The sequence below is a fragment of the Desulfovibrionales bacterium genome, from assembly GCA_028715605.1.
Taxonomy (GTDB): Bacteria; Desulfobacterota; QYQD01; order QYQD01; family QYQD01; genus QYQD01.
The window spans coordinates 105,718-128,969 of the sequence record JAQURM010000004.1 but is presented as its reverse complement, the minus strand read 5'-3'; the positions used below and the strand labels follow the sequence as shown (position 1 = coordinate 128,969).

The 23,252-nt window shown below is 48.0% G+C and carries 22 protein-coding genes; 3 read left to right on the top strand and 19 right to left on the bottom strand.

Going from position 1 to position 23,252, the window contains the following annotated elements; translation table 11 throughout:
- Nucleotides 1-188: 188 nt before the first annotated feature.
- The 6 genes from PHT49_06380 to PHT49_06355 are packed head-to-tail and all read right to left on the bottom strand — an operon-like array spanning nt 189 to nt 4,883.
- On the bottom strand, nt 189-722 hold the full coding sequence (locus tag PHT49_06380) for a hypothetical protein (GenBank protein ID MDD5451507.1): 534 nt from the start codon (nt 720-722) through the stop codon (nt 189-191).
- 51 nt (nt 723-773) lie between these two features.
- Nucleotides 774-1,106 (bottom strand): hypothetical protein, encoded by a 333-nt coding sequence (locus PHT49_06375; GenBank protein MDD5451506.1) that lies wholly within the window; start codon nt 1,104-1,106, stop codon nt 774-776.
- Nucleotides 1,078-1,524, bottom strand: coding sequence for a DUF1018 domain-containing protein (locus PHT49_06370; protein ID MDD5451505.1), 447 nt, complete (start codon nt 1,522-1,524; stop codon nt 1,078-1,080). The genes PHT49_06375 and PHT49_06370 overlap by 29 nt, the downstream gene beginning before the upstream one ends.
- Nucleotides 1,525-1,544: 20 nt before the next feature.
- Complete coding sequence (locus PHT49_06365; protein ID MDD5451504.1) at nt 1,545-1,901, bottom strand: hypothetical protein; 357 nt, start codon at nt 1,899-1,901, stop codon at nt 1,545-1,547.
- A gap of 12 nt (nt 1,902-1,913) precedes the next feature.
- Complete coding sequence (locus PHT49_06360; GenBank protein MDD5451503.1) at nt 1,914-2,885, bottom strand: AAA family ATPase; 972 nt, start codon at nt 2,883-2,885, stop codon at nt 1,914-1,916.
- Nucleotides 2,886-2,897: 12 nt separating this feature from the next.
- Entirely contained in the window at nt 2,898-4,883 is a 1,986-nt protein-coding gene (locus tag PHT49_06355) for a DDE-type integrase/transposase/recombinase (GenBank protein ID MDD5451502.1), read from the bottom strand.
- A 292-nt stretch (nt 4,884-5,175) separates the two neighbouring features.
- On the opposite strand from PHT49_06355, the gene PHT49_06350 reads away from it, so the two are divergent.
- Both PHT49_06350 and PHT49_06345 read left to right on the top strand, forming a co-directional pair.
- A complete protein-coding gene (locus PHT49_06350; GenBank protein ID MDD5451501.1) occupies nt 5,176-5,895 on the top strand; it encodes a helix-turn-helix transcriptional regulator in 720 nt (239 codons plus the stop codon).
- Between the two features lie 680 nt (nt 5,896-6,575).
- Complete coding sequence (locus PHT49_06345; GenBank protein ID MDD5451500.1) at nt 6,576-7,397, top strand: YkgJ family cysteine cluster protein; 822 nt, start codon at nt 6,576-6,578, stop codon at nt 7,395-7,397.
- Between the two features lie 33 nt (nt 7,398-7,430).
- Here PHT49_06345 and PHT49_06340 read toward each other — a convergent pair whose 3' ends face one another.
- The 13 genes from PHT49_06340 to fdhD all read right to left on the bottom strand — a co-directional run bounded on the left by PHT49_06340 (nt 7,431) and on the right by fdhD (nt 21,656).
- A complete protein-coding gene (locus PHT49_06340; GenBank protein ID MDD5451499.1) occupies nt 7,431-7,646 on the bottom strand; it encodes a hypothetical protein in 216 nt (71 codons plus the stop codon).
- A 45-nt stretch (nt 7,647-7,691) separates the two neighbouring features.
- The gene (locus tag PHT49_06335; GenBank protein ID MDD5451498.1) at nt 7,692-8,282 is read right to left on the bottom strand and encodes a hypothetical protein; all 591 of its coding nucleotides are present in this window, start codon (nt 8,280-8,282) and stop codon (nt 7,692-7,694) included.
- A 208-nt stretch (nt 8,283-8,490) separates the two neighbouring features.
- Entirely contained in the window at nt 8,491-8,775 is a 285-nt protein-coding gene (locus tag PHT49_06330) for a hypothetical protein (protein MDD5451497.1), read from the bottom strand.
- Between the two features lie 336 nt (nt 8,776-9,111).
- Nucleotides 9,112-10,230: a quinone-interacting membrane-bound oxidoreductase complex subunit QmoC gene (qmoC, locus tag PHT49_06325; protein ID MDD5451496.1), complete on the bottom strand. Its 1,119-nt coding sequence runs from the start codon at nt 10,228-10,230 to the stop codon at nt 9,112-9,114.
- A 12-nt stretch (nt 10,231-10,242) separates the two neighbouring features.
- Nucleotides 10,243-12,543, bottom strand: coding sequence for an FAD-dependent oxidoreductase (locus tag PHT49_06320; protein MDD5451495.1), 2,301 nt, complete (start codon nt 12,541-12,543; stop codon nt 10,243-10,245).
- Between the two features lie 4 nt (nt 12,544-12,547).
- The gene (locus PHT49_06315; protein ID MDD5451494.1) at nt 12,548-13,816 is read right to left on the bottom strand and encodes a CoB--CoM heterodisulfide reductase iron-sulfur subunit A family protein; all 1,269 of its coding nucleotides are present in this window, start codon (nt 13,814-13,816) and stop codon (nt 12,548-12,550) included.
- A 125-nt stretch (nt 13,817-13,941) separates the two neighbouring features.
- Nucleotides 13,942-15,864: an adenylyl-sulfate reductase subunit alpha gene (aprA, locus tag PHT49_06310; protein ID MDD5451493.1), complete on the bottom strand. Its 1,923-nt coding sequence runs from the start codon at nt 15,862-15,864 to the stop codon at nt 13,942-13,944.
- Between the two features lie 49 nt (nt 15,865-15,913).
- Entirely contained in the window at nt 15,914-16,342 is a 429-nt protein-coding gene (aprB, locus tag PHT49_06305; GenBank protein MDD5451492.1) for an adenylyl-sulfate reductase subunit beta, read from the bottom strand.
- Between the two features lie 406 nt (nt 16,343-16,748).
- Nucleotides 16,749-17,270: a hypothetical protein gene (locus PHT49_06300; protein ID MDD5451491.1), complete on the bottom strand. Its 522-nt coding sequence runs from the start codon at nt 17,268-17,270 to the stop codon at nt 16,749-16,751.
- Between the two features lie 152 nt (nt 17,271-17,422).
- A complete protein-coding gene (locus PHT49_06295) occupies nt 17,423-17,887 on the bottom strand; it encodes a universal stress protein (GenBank protein ID MDD5451490.1) in 465 nt (154 codons plus the stop codon).
- Between the two features lie 76 nt (nt 17,888-17,963).
- A complete protein-coding gene (locus tag PHT49_06290; GenBank protein ID MDD5451489.1) occupies nt 17,964-18,932 on the bottom strand; it encodes a hypothetical protein in 969 nt (322 codons plus the stop codon).
- Nucleotides 18,933-19,103: 171 nt separating this feature from the next.
- Nucleotides 19,104-20,348, bottom strand: a complete 1,245-nt coding sequence (gene sat, locus PHT49_06285; protein MDD5451488.1) for a sulfate adenylyltransferase — start codon at nt 20,346-20,348, stop codon at nt 19,104-19,106.
- Between the two features lie 579 nt (nt 20,349-20,927).
- Nucleotides 20,928-21,656 carry a formate dehydrogenase accessory sulfurtransferase FdhD gene (fdhD, locus tag PHT49_06280; protein MDD5451487.1) on the bottom strand — a complete coding sequence of 243 codons (729 nt, stop codon included), beginning with the start codon at nt 21,654-21,656 and terminating at the stop codon, nt 20,928-20,930.
- Nucleotides 21,657-21,941: 285 nt separating this feature from the next.
- Here fdhD and PHT49_06275 point away from each other — a divergent pair, with 285 nt between their 5' ends.
- On the top strand, nt 21,942-23,243 hold the full coding sequence (locus tag PHT49_06275; GenBank protein ID MDD5451486.1) for a molybdopterin molybdotransferase MoeA: 1,302 nt from the start codon (nt 21,942-21,944) through the stop codon (nt 23,241-23,243).
- The last annotated feature ends 9 nt before the right edge of the window (nt 23,244-23,252 follow it).

The following is a 23,252-nucleotide window of genomic DNA, read 5'->3' as shown; positions in this document are numbered from 1 at the left end:
GGGGCAATGCCAATAGCCTCTTGGAAGTCTTCCTCCAGACAATAGGTTTGGGTTCCAAACCTGTCCACATTTCATACATTCAAAGTGAATGGAATTTTTACTCCCGACTCTTTTTATTCCAACCCTTTCCAGTTCCGGTCCTGAAAGCCGCCGTGGGCCTTTTCTGTCCATCTATTACCCTCCTTTACTTAGGCCGCTGTCACCGCGCCTACGGTGGCAGGGGCTTCCTTTTGCTTATTCTCCTCTATTCTTTTGATAATGGCTCGCCTCAATTGTTCATAGCTGACTTCCAACTCAATGACCGGGTCAGCCACCTCTTTAATAAAAGAATTGAGTTCCTTAATCTCTCTATTGACAACCTCCAGAGCCTTTTCGGGATAATAAGCGCCTTGTCGAATCATCTCGTAAGAGTCTTTATGGTCTGAAATAGAAAAATATACCCCGTGTTGAGCCCTCCAAAAGACATTTCCAGCTTCATGTACAGATAGATTGATTGCCTTTGCGTAGTCACTAATAATATAGCCGAGATATTCACCAGATGTAATCAACTCGTCGCTTTCTTCAAACGACGCCAAAGAGCTCATAAGAGCGCCGAGCGCATCAAGTCTAGAAGCCCAGCCAATTAAATCCTCATAAATATTACCCGTAGAAAATGGCTTTTTTTCTATTTTTTCTTCTTGCTCTACATCGTCCCGTGTTTCTTGACTTTTATCCTTTGCCATGCTATTTGTACCTCCAGATTGGGTTAACACCCAAGTTTCGTTAAGGAGCCTTTACCCGGCTGCAACCTTCGGTAAAGGCTCCCGTTTATTGAGCAGCTCAGTAAGCCGATTGATTTCACGTTGATTTTTCCTATCGTTTTCTGATATTCCATCGCTTACATGCTTCAAATCCTCTTCGATGTCTCTAAGAACCAAGTAAAGCCCATAAAGACCACTGTCTGAGAACTGAAAGGTTGTGATTCCATCTTGGGCAAAAAAGTCGATGATAAAATTAACCTTGGCATAACAGACATTGAGCATGTGTGCTAAGTCAGAAAGCGACTCTGGGGTCATTTCCTTTCCCTGACCAGGCTCGTTAGTTTCCTGACATTTCGTTGGCTCCATCCATTCCACCTCCTTTATTCCTGCTAACCATGCTTTTTAACCCCTGAATAACCTTGCTCCCCTCCTGTTTGGTCCTTACCACCTCCCTTTTTATTATTCTCCTGACAAAGGCCTTTAGACGTTGCGGGTTATCCTGCCAGCCGAGTCTTCCCTCTAAAAACCTGATAAATTCTAGCTGTTCACCGGTTACCATTTCCACCACATTGGGCGGCAACTTTCGCCTGGGCTTCCTCTTTTTCTTCACCTTGCCCCCGGCCCGGATCATGGTATTAACAACCTCTATGCCTTCCCCGACTGAAAGGGCCTTAATTGAGTCTTTACCGGTGATCCCGGCGACCACTTCGTGGAGTTCATCGCTATTCAGATCCAGTTGCCGGGCCAGTACCCAGATTAATTTGATTTGGTCCTTACTAATCACGGCACCCCCTCCTTTGCCCCTTATTTGGCGTTAGTTTCATCAGCTCCTTTCCCAAAGGCTTTATTAAGGGCAAATAAAAGTTGTTTATATAGGGCCTCCAGGTTTATCCTGGATCTGGCTAGCCCCCGTTTTCTGCTATATGGCCGGTCGTTTACCGGGTAAGCCCTTCTTTTTACGATGTAATGAACCCCGTTTCGGCTTAAGCCCGTTATTTCGGCCAGGGTTTCTATCATAACCCCTCGTTTACTGAGTCCATAGATGGCGTTGTCACGCTCGTTTCGGAAGGGATTATCCTTTTGAATGGTCCTTTTTTCCTCTTCAGAGAGGCTCTCCAGGACCATTTGTGCCTCAGGAGATAAACCACTTATTTCGATCATATAACCCCCCTTTCAGACCATTAGAAACCGACTCGCCTCTCGTAAGATGGTCAAATTTATGGGCTTTTTGGATACTCCACTCATCTGCCTTGCCAGCGTCAAAATATTGTTTAATGTCCTAAATTTGCCATCGCCAGTCGTCTTCTCATAAAGAAAATCAAGACTTTTTCTATCTAACCCCTCAGAAAAAACCGCCCCCGAGATTAACTCAACATCTCCTTTTGAAATGCTTCCCCCCACCTGCCGTCGAATGGCCAATCTGCTCAATATCTGATCAAAAAGGTATGCGCTCCTTCGACCTCTCATTTCGCTCAAAAGTCGCTGCTGGCCGATGAAAACCATCCCCGTTTTTGTATTATCCCATATCTGCCTCAGAGCCTCCCAGGCGTCCCAGGATAAAAATGGGGCTTCGTCGAAGATCAACACCCTAGGCCGCTCCTGTAGACACTCAATAATCCTTTTTAGGTAAAAAGAATTTGACTTACTATAAAGTCGCCGGTCCCCCAGGTTGTCGGATACGCCTTCAAGGACGGCGCGAACACACTTCACTGTAATCCCGCAGGTCATAACAACCGTAGTTTCGCCATGTTTCTTTAGATATTTCCGGATCGCCGTGGTTTTACCGCAACCCGCATCACCGGTAATGCTCCCCATTTTTCCAAACTCATCGCACCATCGAATAGATTCCAAAACATCCTTCACGACCGTAGTAGATAAAATCAGGTCTTCGAGTGAGGGCTTCGATTTCTCCTGGCGATCTAAATAATCTAGAACTGCCCCTTGGATCACCATCTTTCCATAAGGATCCAGGCCACCACTGAGATACTGAACTAGCATCCCTGGCGGCTTTCCCATCCGGTGTGCTATTGCCTCAATTTTGTCGCCAGACTGTTCCTTGTGACGGAAAAATCGAGCCTTGGTCTCCCGATAAATAAAATCCTCCTGCTGGATATCCGGATTCTCCCCTAAAGCCGCTAGCTCCATAAATAACCCCCCCTAATCATCATCGAAATAATTATCATTGTAGAGCCTATATTTCGGCTCTTCCTGCTCGACTGCTTCCCTCTCCCGCTCAAGACCATCCAGCATCTGGCTAATCAGACTATCGCCGCCTCCAGCGGCCGTTTTCTTCTGTCGTTCCTGCTTTTCCCCTTCTTTTATGGCCTTCCCGACCTCCCTTGCCAACCTGCTTTTCCTGTTCAAACTCACAACTTTGAAATCGGCCGGGCGAATATCCCGTGGTTGTAGGCTTCCTTCTTTACTCATCTTGGCAGCAGCTTCAATTGGATCGTCCAGAACGTCCTTATGTTCAATAAGGTTTTCCCGCCATTTACGTGCCTTTTTACGGATATTTTGACATTTCTGGGCTGATTCAAGAGTTATAGGCGATCGATAATGGCCAGCCTCTTCCAGGAAGGCACTACCAAAAACCTTGTTCTTGTGTATAATTACGGCGCGGGTAATATCTTTAAAATCTCTTCTGGCCTCGACCCTTTCGCCGGAAAGCTCCCATAACTGCTCGCCACGATAAAACATGCCATCGATGACAACTCCACTATTTTTGACCGTCTTGATATGCACATCCTGAAGTAAGAAATCCCGGAACGCAGGCCATTGAGCGGGGATATTGGGGACATAACCATCATAAAAAGACTTAGGGGAGCGCTTGGTTGTGGTGTGTACGCGAGTATTTCGGCCTTCCATAGCTTGATCAAATAGTTTTGAAAATTCCTCGAAACTCAACAACTTCTTGTTTTTGATCTCCCGAGCCAGCCGTTTTGAGTCCCGAACCTTTGAATTATGCCCACAAAAACCGGGTAGATTCCTAAATATGTAAGTAAGAAACCGAAAATTGGGCTCAATGGCCTTCTCGCGGGCATTATAAGGACTGGCATAAAAAATCCTAATATTTAAGTCTTGGCAAACACCGGTAATATATATTTTACCAGACTCTTTATCCTCATTTTTTTCGCCCGCGATTCTCTTCGACTTGTAGGGCTTGCCTCTGTCGAAATACAAGGTCTGCGGCACCCCATATTTATCTATAGCGTAGCAAAGGCTCTGGGCAACAGCCTGAGAATCAGGAACCGGTGTCAGCACCCAACCGACAAACATTCTCGATTTCCAATCGAGAACCGCCGTGAGCCAAGGCCTTAAATTTTTCCCGCGAAACTTCACAAATATATCGAGTTGCTTGGCATCCCCGATCCAGCATTCATTAAGCGCCAGGGCGTCCGCATCCCTGAGGACATAAGGGCCATATTCACGGTCCCATCGCCTCTTGTCTCTGATCAGGACTTGCTGTGCGGGCGGCCAGGTGCTGTTAATATAAGCTACAAGCGTCTGGTACGATGGACAAGGTAGGTTTTGGTCTTTACACCGAAGTTTGATTTTTCTAAAGGTCTCTATTTTAGTCGGACCGTTGGGAACCATGTAGATTCCGGTGAGGAATTCCTTCATCTCTTTGGTAAGGATTGGCTCTCGTTTTCCGCAATTGTATTTTGGAATCAAGCCCCAAAGCCCGTCGCTTTCATGATCCGCCATCCACCGCCTTAGTGTGCTAAAAGAGATATTGTGTTGGCGGGCAAAATCTTTATAAAAGGGGGTCTTTTTACGTTTGGGTATGCTTACGCGAACCTCAAATAACTCTCGGAGTAAATCGTCTCTCTCATTTAATTTCTTTTTTTGCCAGTCTTTGAGACCATTAAAGCTCTTTTCTTCACCGGGTTCCAGCGCTGGCTTTTCGTTTTCGGGTTCAAGTAAACCCCGGTCTTGTAGAAAAGCTTCCTGGGTCTCGGGGTTGCTTAGTAGGGTGTAGTGGAGGCGATTTTCAAGGTGGTTCTTCCTATAGCCACTCTCACCTTTAACCTTTACGACGGAGAGGATGTTGCTCTTGATCTTTCTCTTTACCGTCCTAACGGTAACCCCCTCATAACGAGCAAATTCGACGATTTTTAATAAGTATTTTTTATTTGAGAACATCTTAAATCCGTGCTAATAAGGCTAATTAATATGGGACTCGGGCCAAAGATAAACTTCGGGTTTACATAAAATCTCGGCTATTTTTTCTCGGGTTTTGGGGGACTTGTAACGACCAGCGAAGACATTGGATATATAAACTGGATGTAAGTCGAGTAAGAATCCTATGTCTTTTACCTTAAGATTTTTTTCGGCCATTGCTATTTTTTGATTTTTGTTCATTTTTCGCCTTTTTATGTGTTAACCACAGTAAATATTAAACGTTTCATACTTTTTATAGTCGTATAATACGAGTATGTCAACAAAAATTTATTCTTTTTCGGAAAAAATAAAAGAAATACGGGCTAAGAATAAACTTTCGCAGGAGAAGTTTGCAAAGGCAATTGGTTATTCAAAAGGATATCTTGCAGATGTGGAAAGTGGAAGGACAAAGCCATCGAGAGGTATGTTGGAGGCTATTCAACGGGTTTATGGTACATCAATAGATTGGTTGCTCTCAGAAAACCAAATTTTTTATCTAATAGAAGAGAATAAAAATCCTGAAGTTCCACAACACATCATCTTTGTTTATGCTTTTACACAGCAAGGAATAGATCGCAGTGAAGAAATCTTGAGAGATGTCCTTGCGAATACAAAATACATATTCGTTGACGCTTCAGGTATTAAGAGCGGTTACCAGTTTCTTAAAAAAATTTTTAATGTAGAAGGAACAACCCAACAGCTTTGGGACGAACAATTAGAGCCCATGATGTTAAACGAAGAGGGCGTCTTAATAATCAAAAATATGTCTTTATCCAAGATCCCCGATAGTGGCGGGCTAATTAGGTCTATTTTTAAAATAATGGATGATGCAAGGGAAAAGCGACACGAAGGGACCCGTCTTATTATGGTACGCAAAAAAACGAAATTTTCCTTAATAATTCTAGATTACCCGAGTTACGTGGAAAAGAATATGATTTTTGGTAACTACGCAATTCCTGTATACTTATTATCAAAGTTCGATGCTGCAAGATAATTTAGTGCGGAAGAGGCGGCTTATGTGGTGCCAAATTGGAACCAGTTCAGAAGGGCTACGGAATCGGTCACAATTAGAGATAAGATAGCTGTCCCTCTGTGTCCCCCAGCTAAGTTTATCGAAGTTTAAGGCCATAAGACATAAACACTAATAATTACAAAGGGTTTAATAGATGTCCCTCAGATATCTTCTTTTAAATTCAAAATGTCCCTCAGCTCGGCCAAAAGTGCAAAGAGGTTTGAACAAAATACAAAGAGGTTTGAATAAAACACTCAAAACTCATGCGCCAAATCAAACCTATATGAAATCACTGAGGGACATAGCCGAGTGTCATCTGTAGGACAGTTCAGACCCTCACCTGGCGATTTATATTCAAACCTCGATTCCCCGCCGCCGCGTCAAAATTGTCAATATATCCGACGACATGTCGGTTTAACCCGGGAAATCCCGCGTTTCTCTTTGTGTCATACCTTCCTTTATCTAATACCCAAAAATAGACATAAGAAGCATATAGCCATCCGAGGCGCATGCTATTACCAGACTCGGGCTTAGAAGGCTATGCCGGGAAAAATATCCTTTACACTAAGCCATTATTAAGGTAGTTTTTGCGGATAAATAGTCTTTTAAAAGGTGGATATATGGAAGAGCAAAAAACAGGACAAACTTCTTCAGAAAAATCTATGATAGAACCGACCAGATATAACCTTGACAGCCGGTTTAGATTCCGGTGCCATAAGGGCGTAAAATGTTTTACCCTTTGCTGCCGTGGCATCAATATAATCTTGCCGCCCTACGACATCATGCGTATCAAGAACCGGCTCAAGATATCTTCAGAAGAGTTTCTCCAAAAGTACACCAAACTTGATTTCCTCGGCCATACCCAGCTTCCGGTAATTACCTTAAAGATGCTTGATGGGAAAGACGAACGCTGTCCGTTTGTAACCCCGGAGGGTTGTACGATATATTCCGATCGCCCTTCAACTTGCAGATACTATCCCGTAGGTAGGACTACGTTTAAAGAGAAGAACAAGGAGAAAGTCAGGGAAGAGGACTTTTATTTCATGGTTCGGGAGAACCACTGCCTCGGCTTTCAGGAAGATACGGAATGGACCATAGAAGAATGGAGAAAAGATCAGGGTGTGGATATATATGATGAAATGAACAGGGGCTGGATGGAGATTATCCTCAGGAAAAAATCCTATGGTCCGACCGCTGAGCTTAGCCAACAGGCCTTACAGATGTTCTTTATGGTCTATTCGGATATTGATAAATTCAAGCGGTTTGTTTTTGAAAGCTCATTCCTGGAAAAATATAATATAAGCGATGAAACTATAGCAAAAATAAAAAAGGATGACTTAGATCTGATGAAATTTGGGTTTGACTGGCTGAAGTCCGCCCTTTTCGGGGCAGAGGCAGTCAAACTCAAGGACGAGGTATTGCAGGCCAAAGTCCGGGAAATGAGAGAAAAAGCCGGACAAGCCGCTGTGAAGGCCACATCATAGATATGAAAATCACCTCAACCCCAATTTTGCAATTCAATTTTTTACAAAAACATTTATTCTTCTGAATGTTTCAAAATATCCGCCGTCCCTTTGGAATGTATCTTTAAGCATATGTTCAATAACATAATTCCTAAAATTTTCTTTTTTAGATCCTTCAATATATTTCAGAAAAGGAACAATACTTGGTTGATTTATCCAGCCAATTATTGATTCTTCATCAGGGAAGAGTCGATCAGCATTTTCACCCAATATTTTTATTTCCGAAAAAGATAACTTAAAATAGGGACTAAACTGTTACCATCCCCAGCCGTATAGTTCGGTGAGAAGCTTGACCAGTTGACTGGGCGAGAGCACCCAGATACCGAAAGACCGCAACGTCTCTTGGCGACCTCGGGTAATGAAATCATTCGGATTCAGTGTGACGAAGACGTCTCCACCGGTTCGCACGTGGAGGCGAAGATGCTCCACGTCATAACGTTGATTCTCACTCAAAGAGTTCGCCGTGGGAAAGAGGATCTGCTGCAACTCGTCGGGCAAGTCCGGTCCAGCGAGGATATCCGGGCCACCGAGGGCGCTACTTCCAAGAGTGAACAATTCCGGGTGTGGTGCCAAGGATCGGGCCTTTTCCACACGAGCCTTTCCAGCGAGTTCGTCGAGCATTACCTCCGATCGATATAACTCGAGGTGGCCCGCCGCCGCCCATCGTTCTAGAGTGTTGAGGTCAGGATCGCGGCCCTTGGCGTTCACGCAGCCGGTGTCCAGGGTCACATGACGAATGCGCAGCTTCGACGTCTCCCAGGCGTCACGACTGAACGGCCACGTGCATCGGGCGCAGGCAGCAGCACCCGCAGGGTTCCGATAGCCACATTTTACGCATTCGCCCAACGTGGCCTCCCAGCCGCCAATCCGGTCCTTGCCGTGTAATGCGGGGCTGAGCCCCGCCGCGAAGCGGTCGGTTTCGTGCCCCTGGTTCTCCCGGCGCTTCGCCGGGAAGGGGCTCAGCGGCTGTAAGTCCGCTGAAGCGAAAGGTTACACATTATGAAATTTAACGACGATACATATTTTTTGTTCATATACATTTGGGCTACTTTATTTATTTTTGGCCTGCTTTTTCTAAAAGATATTGTAGATATGCTAAATAAAGTCCTGTCGTTGTTAGAATAGTAAAAATGACTGTGCCTATTATCCATTTCCAATGTCTTATCCAAAATTGCCCAATAGGGTTTAAGATTCTGGCTATCAGTGGAGGTTTAAATCTGTCGGGAATAGGTTCTCCTTTTTCAAGGTATCTTGGCCTTTGGAGTTCAAACATTTCTTCCATTGAATATGGGATGTGTTTACCACGATACCAGTTTTTAAATTTGTAATATTTTTTCATTTTGAGTGTAACATTATAAATTATATCGACTCGACCTTTTTCATCGAGACCTGCGGTTAGGGGTAATCGTATAAGAATTTGCGAAATAACACAAGTGGAAGATTTGAAGGCTTATCTGCTGGTTAAGCATATAGTTTCTAGAAGATTACACCCCCTCTCCGCCAGGTTTACTTAAAGTCTTTATTAAGTCTTTGCAGTTGCATTTAGTAGCACTAAATGCAAATATTATTGCAAAAGGTATCAAGGTAAAAGTCTCTGCAGGAGTATCTTAAAAATAAAAAAGCCCCGTGGGATATGTCCCACGGGGCTTTTTTATTTGATTCAGTCGGCAACCTGTTACCTGACAGGCTCCGATTTTGTCTCTATATGTCTTTTGTAAGCCAGAGCTACCGTACGGTACACCATATGCGCCAGCTTGGAATATGGTAAGTATCCTATGATATAGAAGACAAACATCAGGTGAAGAACGTACATTGGATAGGCCAGATTGGCAATGTCCGCCAGCCGTAAAAGTTCCGTAAGTATCCCGGATACCGTTACGCCTAATATCATGAGGATAAGCGCCCAGTCAAAATAAGAACTACTTTGATCCGGGTTCGCCAGCCTGTTCCTTATAATCAGGGAAATACCGATAAAGAGGATAATCGCGCTGATATTTCCGATGATCTTGGCCGGATCATATAACGGCAGGGGTGTCTCCCGGTGGAGGATATATTCGTAAAACACCACGATATTTGTAGTTATAAAGAGACCGACAAACCCGTAAAACACGGCCAGATGGGCGGTAAGGCGCCCCACGTTTGTCCCGCACTTTCTGAAGCGCACATGCCCCAGCACCTCGACAATGGTCTCCACCAGTGACTTTAAAAAGTTTCGCCCGACCAGATACCTGTAACGGCTGGGGCTTATGTCATTCCAGAAATTTCTTAATCCCAGCCCAAGGGAAATTATGGCCAGACCGGCAAAGGGCAAAAATATGGAATCCACAAACTTGATCGGCAAAAATTTCGAATAAACAATCTCGCCCGCCGGGATCTTTAAGTTCCCCAAGGCGGCAAGGACCAGCAGGATTATCACCAGGGGGATAGCCAGAATCACCGGCAAGTACTTACCCTCGCCGACCAGGTTGCCCATGAATCTTGGGAAGGCATATTCCCTGATAGCGTAAGCGCGCGCCGCCGCTATGACATCGCCCGGCCTGGCCCCGCGCGGGCAATAGGTCGAACAATCACCGCACTGGTGGCACGCCCAGATATCGCCATTTTTGACCAGTTTGTCCTTCAGCCCCCACTGCGCCCAGATCATCTCTTTTCGTGGGAAAGGCTTTTCGTCTGAAGACAGGGGACAAATGACCGAGCATGTCGCGCACTGGAAGCACTTCTTCAGAGACTCTCCACCTAATTTCTGAATCTCCTTAACAAACTTAACATCGGGATCAACTGAATAACCTGCCATTTCACATACCTCCTAAAAGCCTTTCATGGGGCTGGGGCCCATGGCCTCCATCTGCTCCATAAATTCATTGAAAATCTGTGGTATCTTATCATATTCGTCGATGGCCACCTGTACCAGTTTAACACGTTCTGATTCAAGGGCCAGAGATTTTAATGTCTCGCCCACGTTATCCATACGTCTGTTGGCCAGCTCACTGCCCTTGGCAAAGTGGCATTGATAATCATCGCCATACTTGCAACCCAGAAGGATAACGCCATCGATGCCTCTGGACATGGCATCTTTAATCCAGACCATATTCATAGAACCCAGGCAACGCACCGGGATAACCCTTATGCCCGCCGGGAACTTAAGCCCCTTCATGGCGGCCATGTCCATAGCCGGATAGGCATCATTCTCGCAGACAAAGGCGACAACCCTGTATATACCTTCGTCTTCCGGCACTTCAAAGGACTTCACCATGGAGCCGATCATGTCAATGTTATAATTTTTGAACCCGATGATCCTCTCCGGGCAGGCCCCCATACAGGTGCCGCAGCGCCGGCACCGGGTGGGATTGGGCTTGGGCGTTCCTCTCTCATCGTCATCCAATGCCCCAAACGGACATTCTTCGGTGCACCTCTTACACTGTGTGCATCTGGCGAAGAAGAACTCCGGATAACTCATATCCCCGGAACGCGGATGAACCGATACGCCCCTATAGGCCGACTCTATGCACTGAATGGCCTTGAGGGCCGCGCCGGCCGCATCGTCTTCACACATAGGTATGGTCATCGGCTGCCGGACCGTGCCCGCCGCATAGACGCCGGTTCGCCTGGTCTCGTAAGGAAAACAGATAAAGTTGGAATCCGCAAAACCATTAAATAACTCCAGGTCTATAAGGCTAGGCCCCTGGCGGTAGGCCAGATTAATAATGGCCTCATCCTGGGTCGTGGGAACCATGCCGGTGGCCAAGACCACCATGTCCACGTTCACCTCAATTTTTTCTCCGATAAGGGTATTATCAACCTCTACGGTCAAACCTTTCCTGGTATCCTCGGTAATGGATACCACATCCCCCTTGGTCAGAAAAACCCCCGGATCCTGCTGCATGCTCTTATAGAAATTCTCATACTGGCCCGGGGTGCGCATATCCTTGTAGAAAATAAACGCCTTGGCGTCTTCACCCTGTTCCCGCACATATTTAGCCTGCTTGAGGGAGGTGATACAGCACGTCGCGGAACAGTACGGAAGATGTTTTTCATCCCGCTGGCCGGCGCACTGAATAAAGGCCACACTCTTTAGCGGCTTTCCATCCGAAGGCCGCACCAAAGAACCTTTCGCCGCCATCTCCTCCATCATCACGTTGGTAATCACATTTGGATACTTGCCAAAGCCCAAGGCATCCAGTTTTTTGGCATCGTAAGGCCTCCACCCGGTAGCCAATATTACCGCGCCGTAGCGTTCTGCACTCTCGTCCTGGAGCAAGATATCCTTGTATGCCCGGCCACTCGCCTCAGCGGCTTCTCCGCCCTCGGCCGGTTTGGCCTCCTCTGTTGCTGGAGCGGCTGCCTTAGGAGGCACATCCCACTCACCTTCAGTCCCCGCCGGTTTAAACGAGACATGATATAGCCCCGGCGCACCGGCTATACGGGACACCTCCGTCTCTGTGCGTACATTGATCTTCGCATGGCTATTAACCGCGCTGATCTTGGACTGGATGTCCGGTGTCTCTATATCGGTATATGGGTAGGTCCTGGCCGCCTGTTTATAGAGCTTGGCCGCAAACCCGCCCAGTTCCTTCTCTTTTTCCACGAGAGTGACCTCATAGCCGACACTGGCCGCATCAAGGGCTGCGCTCATACCCGTCACACCCCCGCCAATAACCAGGATCTTCTTATTAATCTCCTCTTCCGGTTTATAGGGCTCAGGTAGCTCACCTTTTTGGGTCTTTACAATCCCCATACGCAGGTAATCCTCGGCCAGCATCTGAAACTCCGGATCAATGGCCGCCTCTTCTCCTTCGCCTCCTGCTTTTTTTGCCTCATGGCTCCAGACCACGCCTTCCCGCAGATTTACCCTCTCCACCAGTACAGGGCCGAATTCAAAAACATCATACATGACCCTTGGTGAACAGGCAGCGATGATCACGGTATTGACCCCCTCCCCTGCGATATCTTGTTTTATCAAGTCAACACCGGCCGGACTGCACAGGAAAGGGTGGGTTTTACAAAGTGGAACCTTGGAACTGGCAGCTACCGCAGACAGCTTTTCTATATCAAGTGATTTACCGATATCACAGCCGGTACAGATGTATACTCCGTATTTCTTTTCCATCTACCTACCTCCTCACCAAAGTTTGAATAGCCTTCATCGCTGCTCCGGTAGCAGTCTCAGCGCAGGAAACAACATCCAGGGGTTCTTTGGCACAGCCACAGGCAGAAATTCCCCTCTGTGGATCGGCCAGAACAAAGCTGCTCTCGTTCAATGGAACATTAAGAGAAATATTTGTCCCGGCCATGGCGGGCTGCATCCCCGTGGCCAGGACAGCCATATCCACCTTTTCATGGACTTTTGCCCCGGTTGCCGTATTCTCAGCAACCACCGTCACATCCTTTGTAGCGGGATCTTCCTCGATTTGCGCCACCTTACCTTTAATTAATGTGATATTGGGATTGGCAGCGACCTTACGGTAGAAATTTTCATATCGGCCGGGGGTTCGAATATCGATGTAGTATATAGAGATTTTCGCTTCCGGATACTGTTCAGCCACATAAGTTGCCTGTTTCAATGAGGCCAAACAGCAAATATATGAACAATATGGCAGATGGTTTTCATCTCTGGAGCCGGCGCACTGGACAAAAGCGATCTTTTTTATCTCCTTCCCATCAGAAGGCCGTAAAATCTTGCCCGCAGTCGGTCCATTAGGCGCGGCTAATCTCTCCATCATCATATTGGTAATGACATTTTTATATTTTCCGAATCCGAGGTTATCCATCTTAGCAGCATCATAAGGCTTCCAACCTGTAGCCCAGACTATGCTGCCAACCTTCAGTTCCAGGGTCTTCGGTTCCATCTTCAGATCGATAGCATCGTATTTACAAACCTCAACGCACCTGGCACAACTTGCCTTCTGGCATACGTTACCATCGATAACATATTGCATCGGGAAAGCCATGTCATGCGGCTTATATGCCGCCTTATTCGTATCCATACCGAAGTTAAAGTCATTTTCGCGTGTAACCGGGCACACCTCAGCGCAGGCATTACAGGCCACACAGTTCTCATTTACGTATCGAGGGGTTATTTTCACAGACACATCATAGTTGCCGGGACTCCCTGAAACCTTATCCACTTCGGCCAGGGTATAAAACTTGATATGGGGGTTGGTTTTGATTCTTTTGAAGTTAATCTCCAAGCCACATGTTGGAGGACATAGCTTTGGAAAATACTTATTTAACTGAGCTACCCGGCCGCCAAGGTATGGATTCTTCTCAACCAATATAACATCATATCCTACCTCTGCCGCCTCCAGGGCAGCCGTCAATCCGCTAATCCCCCCACCCACGACTAGTATGGTTCCGCTTACAGGACCTGTTCCAGATGTCATGCTATTCCTCCATGGTCGATTTTTCTCGCTCTAAGGACACCAAAAAACCTCCAGGCGTCTTTTACGACGCCTGGAGGCAGTGGTCTGTCATTTGTTACGCACTCAACACTTCCCTCTGACCTCGATTATTCCGGGATGATCTGCTTCCACTCCTTCTTAAATACCGACCATTCCTTCTTATCAGGGTCGTACTTGGAGTTGACAAAGCACTTCCAGTTCACTTCGTCAACCTTCGGGAAGTCTGACCGGTAAAAGAAGCCCGGATATCTGGTCTCTTCCCTGAAGAGTATGTGGCGGAGATGGGACTCTACTGTCCCCAAGCGGTGATATTGTTCCCAGGCCCTCATGAGTTCATGGAGATCGCCCGCCGCCATTTTCTCAGAGTCCTCACGCAGCCACTCCAGAAGCTGCATACATCTCTTCAGCATGGGCCCGCTGGTCATGTAGTTGGCATTGGCGCCCGCGCCATATTCGTCCGAAGCCTTGATCAGACGGAGCATAAAACCCTTCGGTTTAATATAGTTCGGGTTGACGTCCGCAGAGGTGCTAGCGCCCTTGAACTGATTGTAGGTCTTTACCGGCTTATAGATCTCATCGGCCAGTTCCTTTGCGCTCTTTTTCAGGGCCGGAGCAAAGCCGGCATTATCCCGGATATACTTCGCCATGTTTTTGGCTGCCATCCGGCCTTCAGCATGGGAACCGGAGGAGAATTTATGCCCGGAGGCACCGACGCCGTCACCGGCCGTAAAGAGGCCATTAACTGTAGTCATCCGGTTATAACCCCATTTGTAATCCGCCGGGACCCAGGCCTCATTCGGGCCGCTTACCCAGATGCCGCAACAGCCGGAGTGCGAACCAAGGAGGTAGGGCTCGGTGGGCATAATCTCGGACGGAATCTTTTCCGGCTCGATATTCATACCGGCCCAGATTCCAGCCTGTCCCACGCTCATATCCAGGAAGTCTTCCCAGGCCTCGGCCTCGAGATGCTTCATCTCTTTGGGAGTCATGTTTTTACCCAGCTCCGCCAGGGCTGTAGCCGTATCGATAATAATCGGGCCGTGACCGTCTAACATTTCCTTCAGCATGAGATGGTTTCTCAAACAGGTGGCCGGAACCTTGGCCAGCCCGTAGGGTGGATATTCTTCCAGCATGTGCTTATTCTTGGCCATGTAGTTTTCACCCAGGGCGTTCATAGCCTTGGCCTTGAAGAGAAGGAACCAGGCGCCCACCGGGCCATAGCCGTCTTTGAAGCGGGCTGGCACGAAACGGTTTTCCATCATGGTCATCTCAGCGCCAACCTCGGCACACATAGTGTAGGTGGAACCGGCATTCCATACCGGGTACCAGGCCCGGCCCATACCTTCACCGGTAGCGCGCGGCCTGAAGACGTTGACTGCACCGCCACAAGCGACCATCATGGCCTTGCACTTAAAGACGTGAACCTTGTTTTCCCTGGTGCTAAAGCCTACTGCGCCGGCGATGGTGTTGGGCTTATTGGCATCCAGAAGCAGCTTTACAATGAAGATCCTCTCCATGATGTTCTGTTCACCTAAGGCCATCTTGGCGGCCTCAGCCACGATGCACTTATAGGACTCGCCGTTGATCATGATCTGCCATCTACCGGAGCGGACCGGCTTGCCGCCCTCTTTCAGGGTCTTGCCCTCGTCGCCTTTCTGCTTCCAGACCGGAAGGCCCCATTCCTCAAAAAGCTCCACGGAGTCATCCACGTGACGACCCAGGTCATAGATAAGGTCCTCACGGACGATACCCATCAAGTCGTTTCTAACCATCCTTACGTAGTCATCCGGCTTGTTTTCACCCAGGTAGGTGTTGATGGCCGAAAGACCCTGGGCTACCGCGCCACTTCTTTCAAGAGCAGCCTTGTCCACAAGAATGGTCTTGGCATTCGGGGCCCACTTTTTAATTTCAAACGCAGTACCGCATGCAGCCATCCCGCCGCCCACGATAAGAATATCACACTCATGTTCCGCAATTTCCGGATTATCTACTGCGGGGAGTTCACCTAAAGGTTTATTTGGTAATGCCATAGCTAATATCCTCCTTAAAAAAGTATAAAGTTCTGAATGGTACGCCTAATTACGGGGTAGGCAGCGTCTTTCCGAGTTCAGTAAAGAGCAGTTCACTGTCAAGGTCGGCTGCCGCTGGCTCGGGCTTGCCCTCAAAGGGTTTAATGGAACCTTCAGGTGTCGTCCGAATGGGGAATTTGAACCGTTTTAGATTCCCGTTTCTGAATTTAATCGTCCACATAATGGAATCGGAAGCTCGCATCGGGGCAACCAGACCGCCGAGGGGGACGATGTCTGAATATGACCTAACCTCAATGGCGCCCTGCGGGCATATCTTTACGCAAGAAAAACATTCCCAGCACGCATCCGGCTCTTGATTGTATGCCTTCATCTCCGCAGTGTTTAACACCATCAGGTCATTCGGGCATATATACATACATGCGGTCTTCTCACCGCCTTTGCAACCGTCGCATTTTTCTGGATTTACAAAGCTTGGCATAATTTTCCCTCCTATTTATGTTGTACTACTGGCAGGCTTGTTTTCGCCTACAAACCTCACTTCTTATACATTCTTACTTTTCTCTGATCATCCCCCCTCTCGATATAGATTATCGCTCTAAAAACTCGGCCCGTCCGCGGACATAATCTTTACCTACAGCGCCAGACGGGTACCCAAGAAAGCTCACAGCCGAGCACTTTCTCCTGATTCTTCCCAAATAAGACCTAGTGAATGGTATCTCATTTTATATATGGCATCCGCCCATATGTCAAGAGAAAAAATGAATAATTGCTCATTTTTAAGGAGTGGTCTTCCAAACGAAAAGTGTTGGAATATCAAAGGGTAACATGATGTATCCATTGTCTATATCTTGTATCTGGAAACACATAAGGCACAACATATGGACTCATCCCTCGTCTGACCTCTCCGAGAGGAAAGCATCGGTGCATACACCTCTGGAGCGCAGGAAGGCCCTGATCCCCTTGGCTTCATTGCGTTTCCATTCGTCAATGGCCTCTTCAGCGTCCCTGGCAACGGAAACGACAATCAGCTTCCGCATCAGCCAGTAGTTGAAAGAAAGCACCAAAAAAGAACTCTCCGGGGTACTGTCCTTAATGCAATATTCAGGACACCCCTTAAATCCCTCGCAGAGCTTAAACCTCTCCTGATTGTATATTGAGCAAAGTCCTTCCGGAGTAAGCCTTGGGCAGTTGAACAGGACGTAAACCTGGATGTACCTGTTGAAATCTTTATTTATCCCAAAATCAGGACCCTTGACCAGACAGTCCGGAAAGAAAAATGGAGTTACAAAAAAGCCGTAAAACGTCAGTACGTTAAGATTGCCTTCTATGTCTTTCCGGAGGTTCTCGCCGGCCGCTACTACGGTATTGGGCAGGTCTTTCTCGGCCACGGTTCTCGGGATAACCATTGAAGTAATAATGGGATCGCAGCAGTTGTATGCACAACCGATACCGCATGGGGTGCCTGCCAGCTTCGGAAAAGACCTGTATCTGTCCCGGTAGCGGAGCTCGGGGAAGCTGGCTGTATTTACAGACAATGTCATAATGGCAAGACTATGCGTTACTCCACAACCCACACGGTACAGTCCTTGGCGTAGCTAACAATCTTGCTGCTGACGCTGCCGAACAGGAACTCCTCTTTCTTTGAGATGCCCCGCCTGCCGACAACCACCGTACCCTTGTTTTCGTGTTGCGCGTGTCTGATTATGGACTCGGCTATATATCCGCTAGACGCAGTTACTTGTTCTGTCCTTATGCATTCTTCCGGCACGGCATGTTCTCTCATGATATTTCGTGCCTCTGCCAACAAGGCAGCGGAGGTTTGTTTTTGCTTCTCAATGTGGGTCTGTCTTTCCGCGGCAGAAGGGAAGAAATCCTCGCCCATGTCTTCAATAATATTCAGTATAGTTATGCGGTAATCCCCTGATGAGCCCACAATGTTAGCCACATAGCGGATGGCACGCCTTGAATTCTCGGAATTATCTATACTAAGGAGAATATTCTTTCCCGGGTCCACTTCTCCCATTGTATCTCCCCCTTTTTTCTTTTATCTGAGTTCCTCTGTCAGATCGCCAACGATCCACAGATAGAGAACTACCAAACTACAGGTCCACCCGCGCCTCCTCCAAGTCTTCAAGCAGTTCCCAGACCGTTTCGTAGAAGACCGTGGCGCCCGCCGAAAAATGCATCAAAACCCGATTCAAGCCCTCCGGTATCTGCGGATATACTTTCTTAAGATTCACTACCCTGTTTGACCATACAATATTTGTGTCTTCATAGTAGAGTCTGTTCAGGACTTCAGGTTGCTCAGCCTTCATCTGCTGCAAGGTACAACTCCCGCCTCCCACAACAGCCGCCAGGATGTTTCCCAGACCGAACATGTCGTAACCGAAACGCGACCCTTTGGTAGAGTAGTTGTAGTCAAAATCAATCCACCTGAACAAGCCGTCCGCCTTGTCGATGAGGATATGATCCTGCCTGATGTCTCCGTGTACTTCATCCTGATCATGCAGCCAACCCATAGCGCGGAAGCAAACGACGAGCCTGTCCAACAGAGAGGGCAGAGTTTGATGGAAGTATTCATCATATCCCATACGCAGGCTCATGAGGTGTTCGTAAAGGGAAGGCCCATTGATGAAATCCAGGACTCTGATAGGGTTGCCGCGTATCTGTTCCACCGTACGCCCCTGCATGAAGTTCGGGTGTCCTTCCACCTTTTTCAGAATGCGGGCTTCCTTGGCAGGGCTTCGCGCAAGTTTAAACTTTATCCCCCCAATATGGCTGGCAAACTCTTCAAAAAAACAGAATTTGATAATTTTTTTGACATAATTGTCCCGCAGATCCACTACCCTCTTCACCCAGTATTTGGGTTCATCCTCGATCCCAAAACGCTTCTCCGTCTCTACCCCGCGAATCAAGTAATACCTGTCACCCAGCGCCAGAATATCATTATAGTCCACGGCAAAAAAATCCATGTCAGCGCTAACGAAGCGAAATGCCTTTGGCGAAGAATCCTCACCAAGATATTGCCTGGCCAGCGCCTCTACAGCCTCTTTGTCATTAATCTCCATAGCCGGTTATTCCAGGATTTTCGAACAAGACTCCGGGGCAAATTAAAACCTGTCCCCTGGGCATCAAAGCCAAAAAAATGCCGGTATGGCGACACCCATTCTAAACGGCCACCATACCGGCATGATCAACGCAACTGTAATTAAGAAGACTATTACTTTCAGGCCGGATACTTACTTCATCTCCTCACCCGTGGCAAACTTCTGCAGCTTGATCTCTACCTTCTCGGTCAGACCTGAGTAGTACTTCCTCAGGATATCGAGGACTTCAGTACGGCCAAAGTGATCCGGAACCTCCTCGCCCTCGGACAGCATCTTGCGCAGCTTGGTGCCGCTCAGGATGACGCGGTCCGCCTTGGTGTGCGGGCAGGTGCGCATTGAGGCCATGCCGTCGCACTTATGGCAATAGAATGTCCAGTCAATCTTCAGCGGTTTGCATTTGAGATACTTTCCGCCTTCGCCCTTGGGGATCTTGTCGAAGATCGTCTGCGCATCAAAAATACCGTAGTAATCGCCCACACCCGCGTGGTCGCGGCCAATAAGCATGTGGGTGACACCGTAGTTCTGACGGAACGTGGCGTGGAGCAAGGCCTCTCTCGGCCCGCCATAACGCATTTCCATGGGATAGCCGGCCTGCACCACCATGTCCTTGTTGAAGTAGTTCTCAACCAGGACATCTATACACTTAACACGAACGTCAGCAGGTATGTCACCGGATTTCAAAGCGCCGATCAGCGAATGGATGATGACGCCGTCACAGACCTCTATAGCGATCTTGGCCAGGTACTCGTGTGAGCGGTGCATCGGGTTACGAAGCTGTAACGCGGCGATACGGTTCCATCCCTTATCCTGGAATATCTTTCTCACTTCGGCCGGTGTCTTGTAGATGCCGGCAAACTTCGTGGGGAAGTCCATCTCGCTCAACACCTTCACCGGACCAGCCAGGTTGACTTCTTTTTGCTTGTGGACCTTCTCGACACCGGGGTGGCCCGCGATGTCATCCGTCGTGAAGACCTGCATACATTCCCAGCTCTTGTCGGCCTCGGTCATTTCATACTTCTCTACTACCTTCATCGTCGCCATAATCGTGCCGGTAGCATCATCCACCAAGGCGATCTCTGAGTCCGGCTTGATCGCGTCGGCGTCTGCCTTGCTACAATCAACCGTAATGGGAATCGGCCAGAAGGTGCCGTCGGCCATAGTGAAGTTCTCGCACACACCCTTCCAATCTTTCTTGGTCATGAATCCGTGCAACGGACTGAAGGCCCCGATACCCATCATTATCAGGTCAGAAGTAGCCCGCGAATGGATCCGGACCTGCTTCAGGGTTTTCGCCTTGGTCAACTCCGCTTCACGCTCTTTCCCCTCCAGTAAACTACATACCAAACCTCTTCCGCCATGTGGTTCAATTAAAGCCATTCTATTTCCTCCTTATGATTCATCAATAATAATGTGGCAATGCGTCGTTACGCCTCACCATTTTAATAGACATGAAATGATATTGTTACCTCGATCCCCCAAAACACCTCCCTCCATTAAATACTATCTGCAAGCCAAAGGCTTAGAACACAAAAAATCTATTTTTAGACCTAGATTTTTATATACTGTAAGATCCCGCCCCTGTCAAGGACTAAATGAATGAACACTCACTTTTTGTTAAAATATACACATGAGCAAATATTAATAATATCATATTGTTGCCGGATGAGATTGACACACTATATGTTGTGCCTATACACACTTGCCCACAGTATAGAGCGTGGCCATCGATTATTATCAATGGCCTATATTATGTCAACGTGTTAATTTTATCCGATTTTTGCATTCTAGAAATGGAAGCCATCATCCCTTCGCTTCACGGCTTGCGCAGTGACCCTTTTGGGACTCGCAGGTGGGAAATGCTTGCCCCTTCCTGCTTGCCCTCGAAGGGTGCCCCACTGCTCCAGCAAGTTTCGCTCAGAAACAACGGCTTCCATAAGAATGTAGGGAAAGTCCTAATTATAAGGAAAACTTGATAAGTCTATCGGGATGAGTGTAAATGGTAAAATGATCCTCCCGGGCAAAACCAATCAACGTCAGGCCGACTTTATCGGCCAGGGCGATGCCCCGATCGGTAGTTGCCGCGCGTGAAATAACAATGGGGATGCCTGCCCTGGCGACCTTGGCCACCATATCCTCCGGTTGCCGGCCGCTGCACACCAGAAAACATTCCGAAGGGTTATGGCCGTTGTTAAAGGCATAGCCCACCACCTTGTCCACCGCGTTATGGCGCCCGACATCTTCCGCTGCCCGGATTAGCTCGCTATGGCGGTTAAACAAGACCGCAATGTGCAATCCCCCCGTCCTCTGCCAATGGCTTGCGAAGGAAGATAAAGAACCGGCGCAGGACAGGGCTTGTCTTTCCGAAATCTGTAGCGCCGAATCTATGGGTGGAATATCCCTTGACGGTCTGTCGCCAACGGCTACACCGGGTTTGCTGCGTACATAGATTCCAGCTTCGTCGATATTGACCCCAGCAATCTCCTTAAAGGCCAAAAACCCATCCGTCACCACACGGCCGATGGCATAATCCTCCAGGTTCGCAGGTGAGACACTAACCGTAGCAACCAGGTTCCGGTCTATAAAAAACCGGTGAGACGCCTCACATGCCACCTCGTCTGAGACCATCTGGCGGCCATTTTTATTGACTTGAATGACCGGGAATGATTTAATGAGCCCGGAAGACATGATGGATAATCCCCTTAAAATTCGAACTTAGAAATTTTGTAACAATGTAGCGTTTTGAAAATGCATGATAAAAATTGCAAAGAAACATATCAAATCTGGAAATCAGGAACTCAGGGAAGTGTAACCCCAAATAAAGAGGGCCTATCTTTTCCTGATTTCCTGAGTTCCAGATTAATAGCCTTTTCTGAGTGTAGAACGGTTTTAACCACCTAAAGTGTTTCGAAATTTTTATCTCTGTCTCCCTTGTAAGGCAGATATTATAAGATACTCTATTATGAGACAAAAATGAAAGAATTCTTTAAGGTCAAGACATCTGACGAGGTACTCGCCATTATCAACGAGTTCCCGGTTGGACCTACAGAAGAAATCTCTCTGACAGAAGGTACCGGGCGCATTTTGGCTGAACCCATTATCTCACCGGAAGATATGCCGCCTTTTAGTCGTTCTACTATGGATGGATATGCGGTTCGGGCCAGAGATACCTTCGGTTCCTCTGAGAGTATGCCCGCCTTGCTGACTGTAGCCGGCAGCGTGGAGATGGGCGCGCCTCCTTCCCAGGCGATTTCGGGCGGGCAGGCATATAGGATTCTGACCGGCGGGATGCTTCCCCCAGAGGCTGATGCCGTAGTCATGCAGGAATATATACAACAAGCGGACGAGACGACTATTGAGGTCATGAAAACGGTTGCCCCCGGCGAACACGTTATTCTGCGTGGAGAAGACTTGAAAAAAGGCGAAGAAATCCTACCCCGGGGACACAGGTTACGCCCCCAGGATATTGGAGCGTTGGCCGCAATTGGCCGGCAAAAGATCATCGTCTATCAAAAACCACGGGTGGTTATTATCTCCACCGGGGACGAGATAGTCCCGATCGAAGAAATGCCGCCACCTGGTAAAATCAGAGATATCAACGCCTATACGCTTTGGGCCGCAATACTTGAAAACGGCGGGATACCTGTTTACCTGGGTATTGTTCCAGATAGATTTGATGATCTCCGTACCAAATGTGCCGGGGGGATAGAAAAGGCAGACGTTATCCTTGTATCCGGCGGGAGTTCGGTAGGCAGTCGTGATTTTACGGCCGCGGTGTTCGAGTCCTTTCCTGAAAGCCGGATACTGGTGCACGGCATATCTGTAAGTCCGGGAAAACCCACTATCATAGCCAGGGCCGGGAAGAAGGCCCTCTGGGGATTGCCCGGCCATCCGGCATCTTCCATGATCATTTTCTGGCTCTTCGTCCGTCCCTTGCTCCAACGAATCGGAGGTCTCGAGCCACAAATAATAACTCACCCACAACTCATAAAGGCCCGGCTGTCTCGTAATGTGCCGTCTGCGCAGGGCCGGGAGGACTATGTCCGGGTACGCATCCTCCCGGATGAAAAACACGCGCTGTTCAAATCCCCCCATCCCCCTTTGGGAAAGGGGGACGCAGGGGGATTTTCAGGTGCAACGGGTCATATAGCCGAACCCATCTTCGGCAAATCAGGGCTTATTTCCACCATGACCAGGGCCCACGGATTAATCAGGGTCGATATGAATACAGAAGGACTGGATAAGGGTTCCATAGTCGATGTCTATTTGTTTTGAACGTAACTA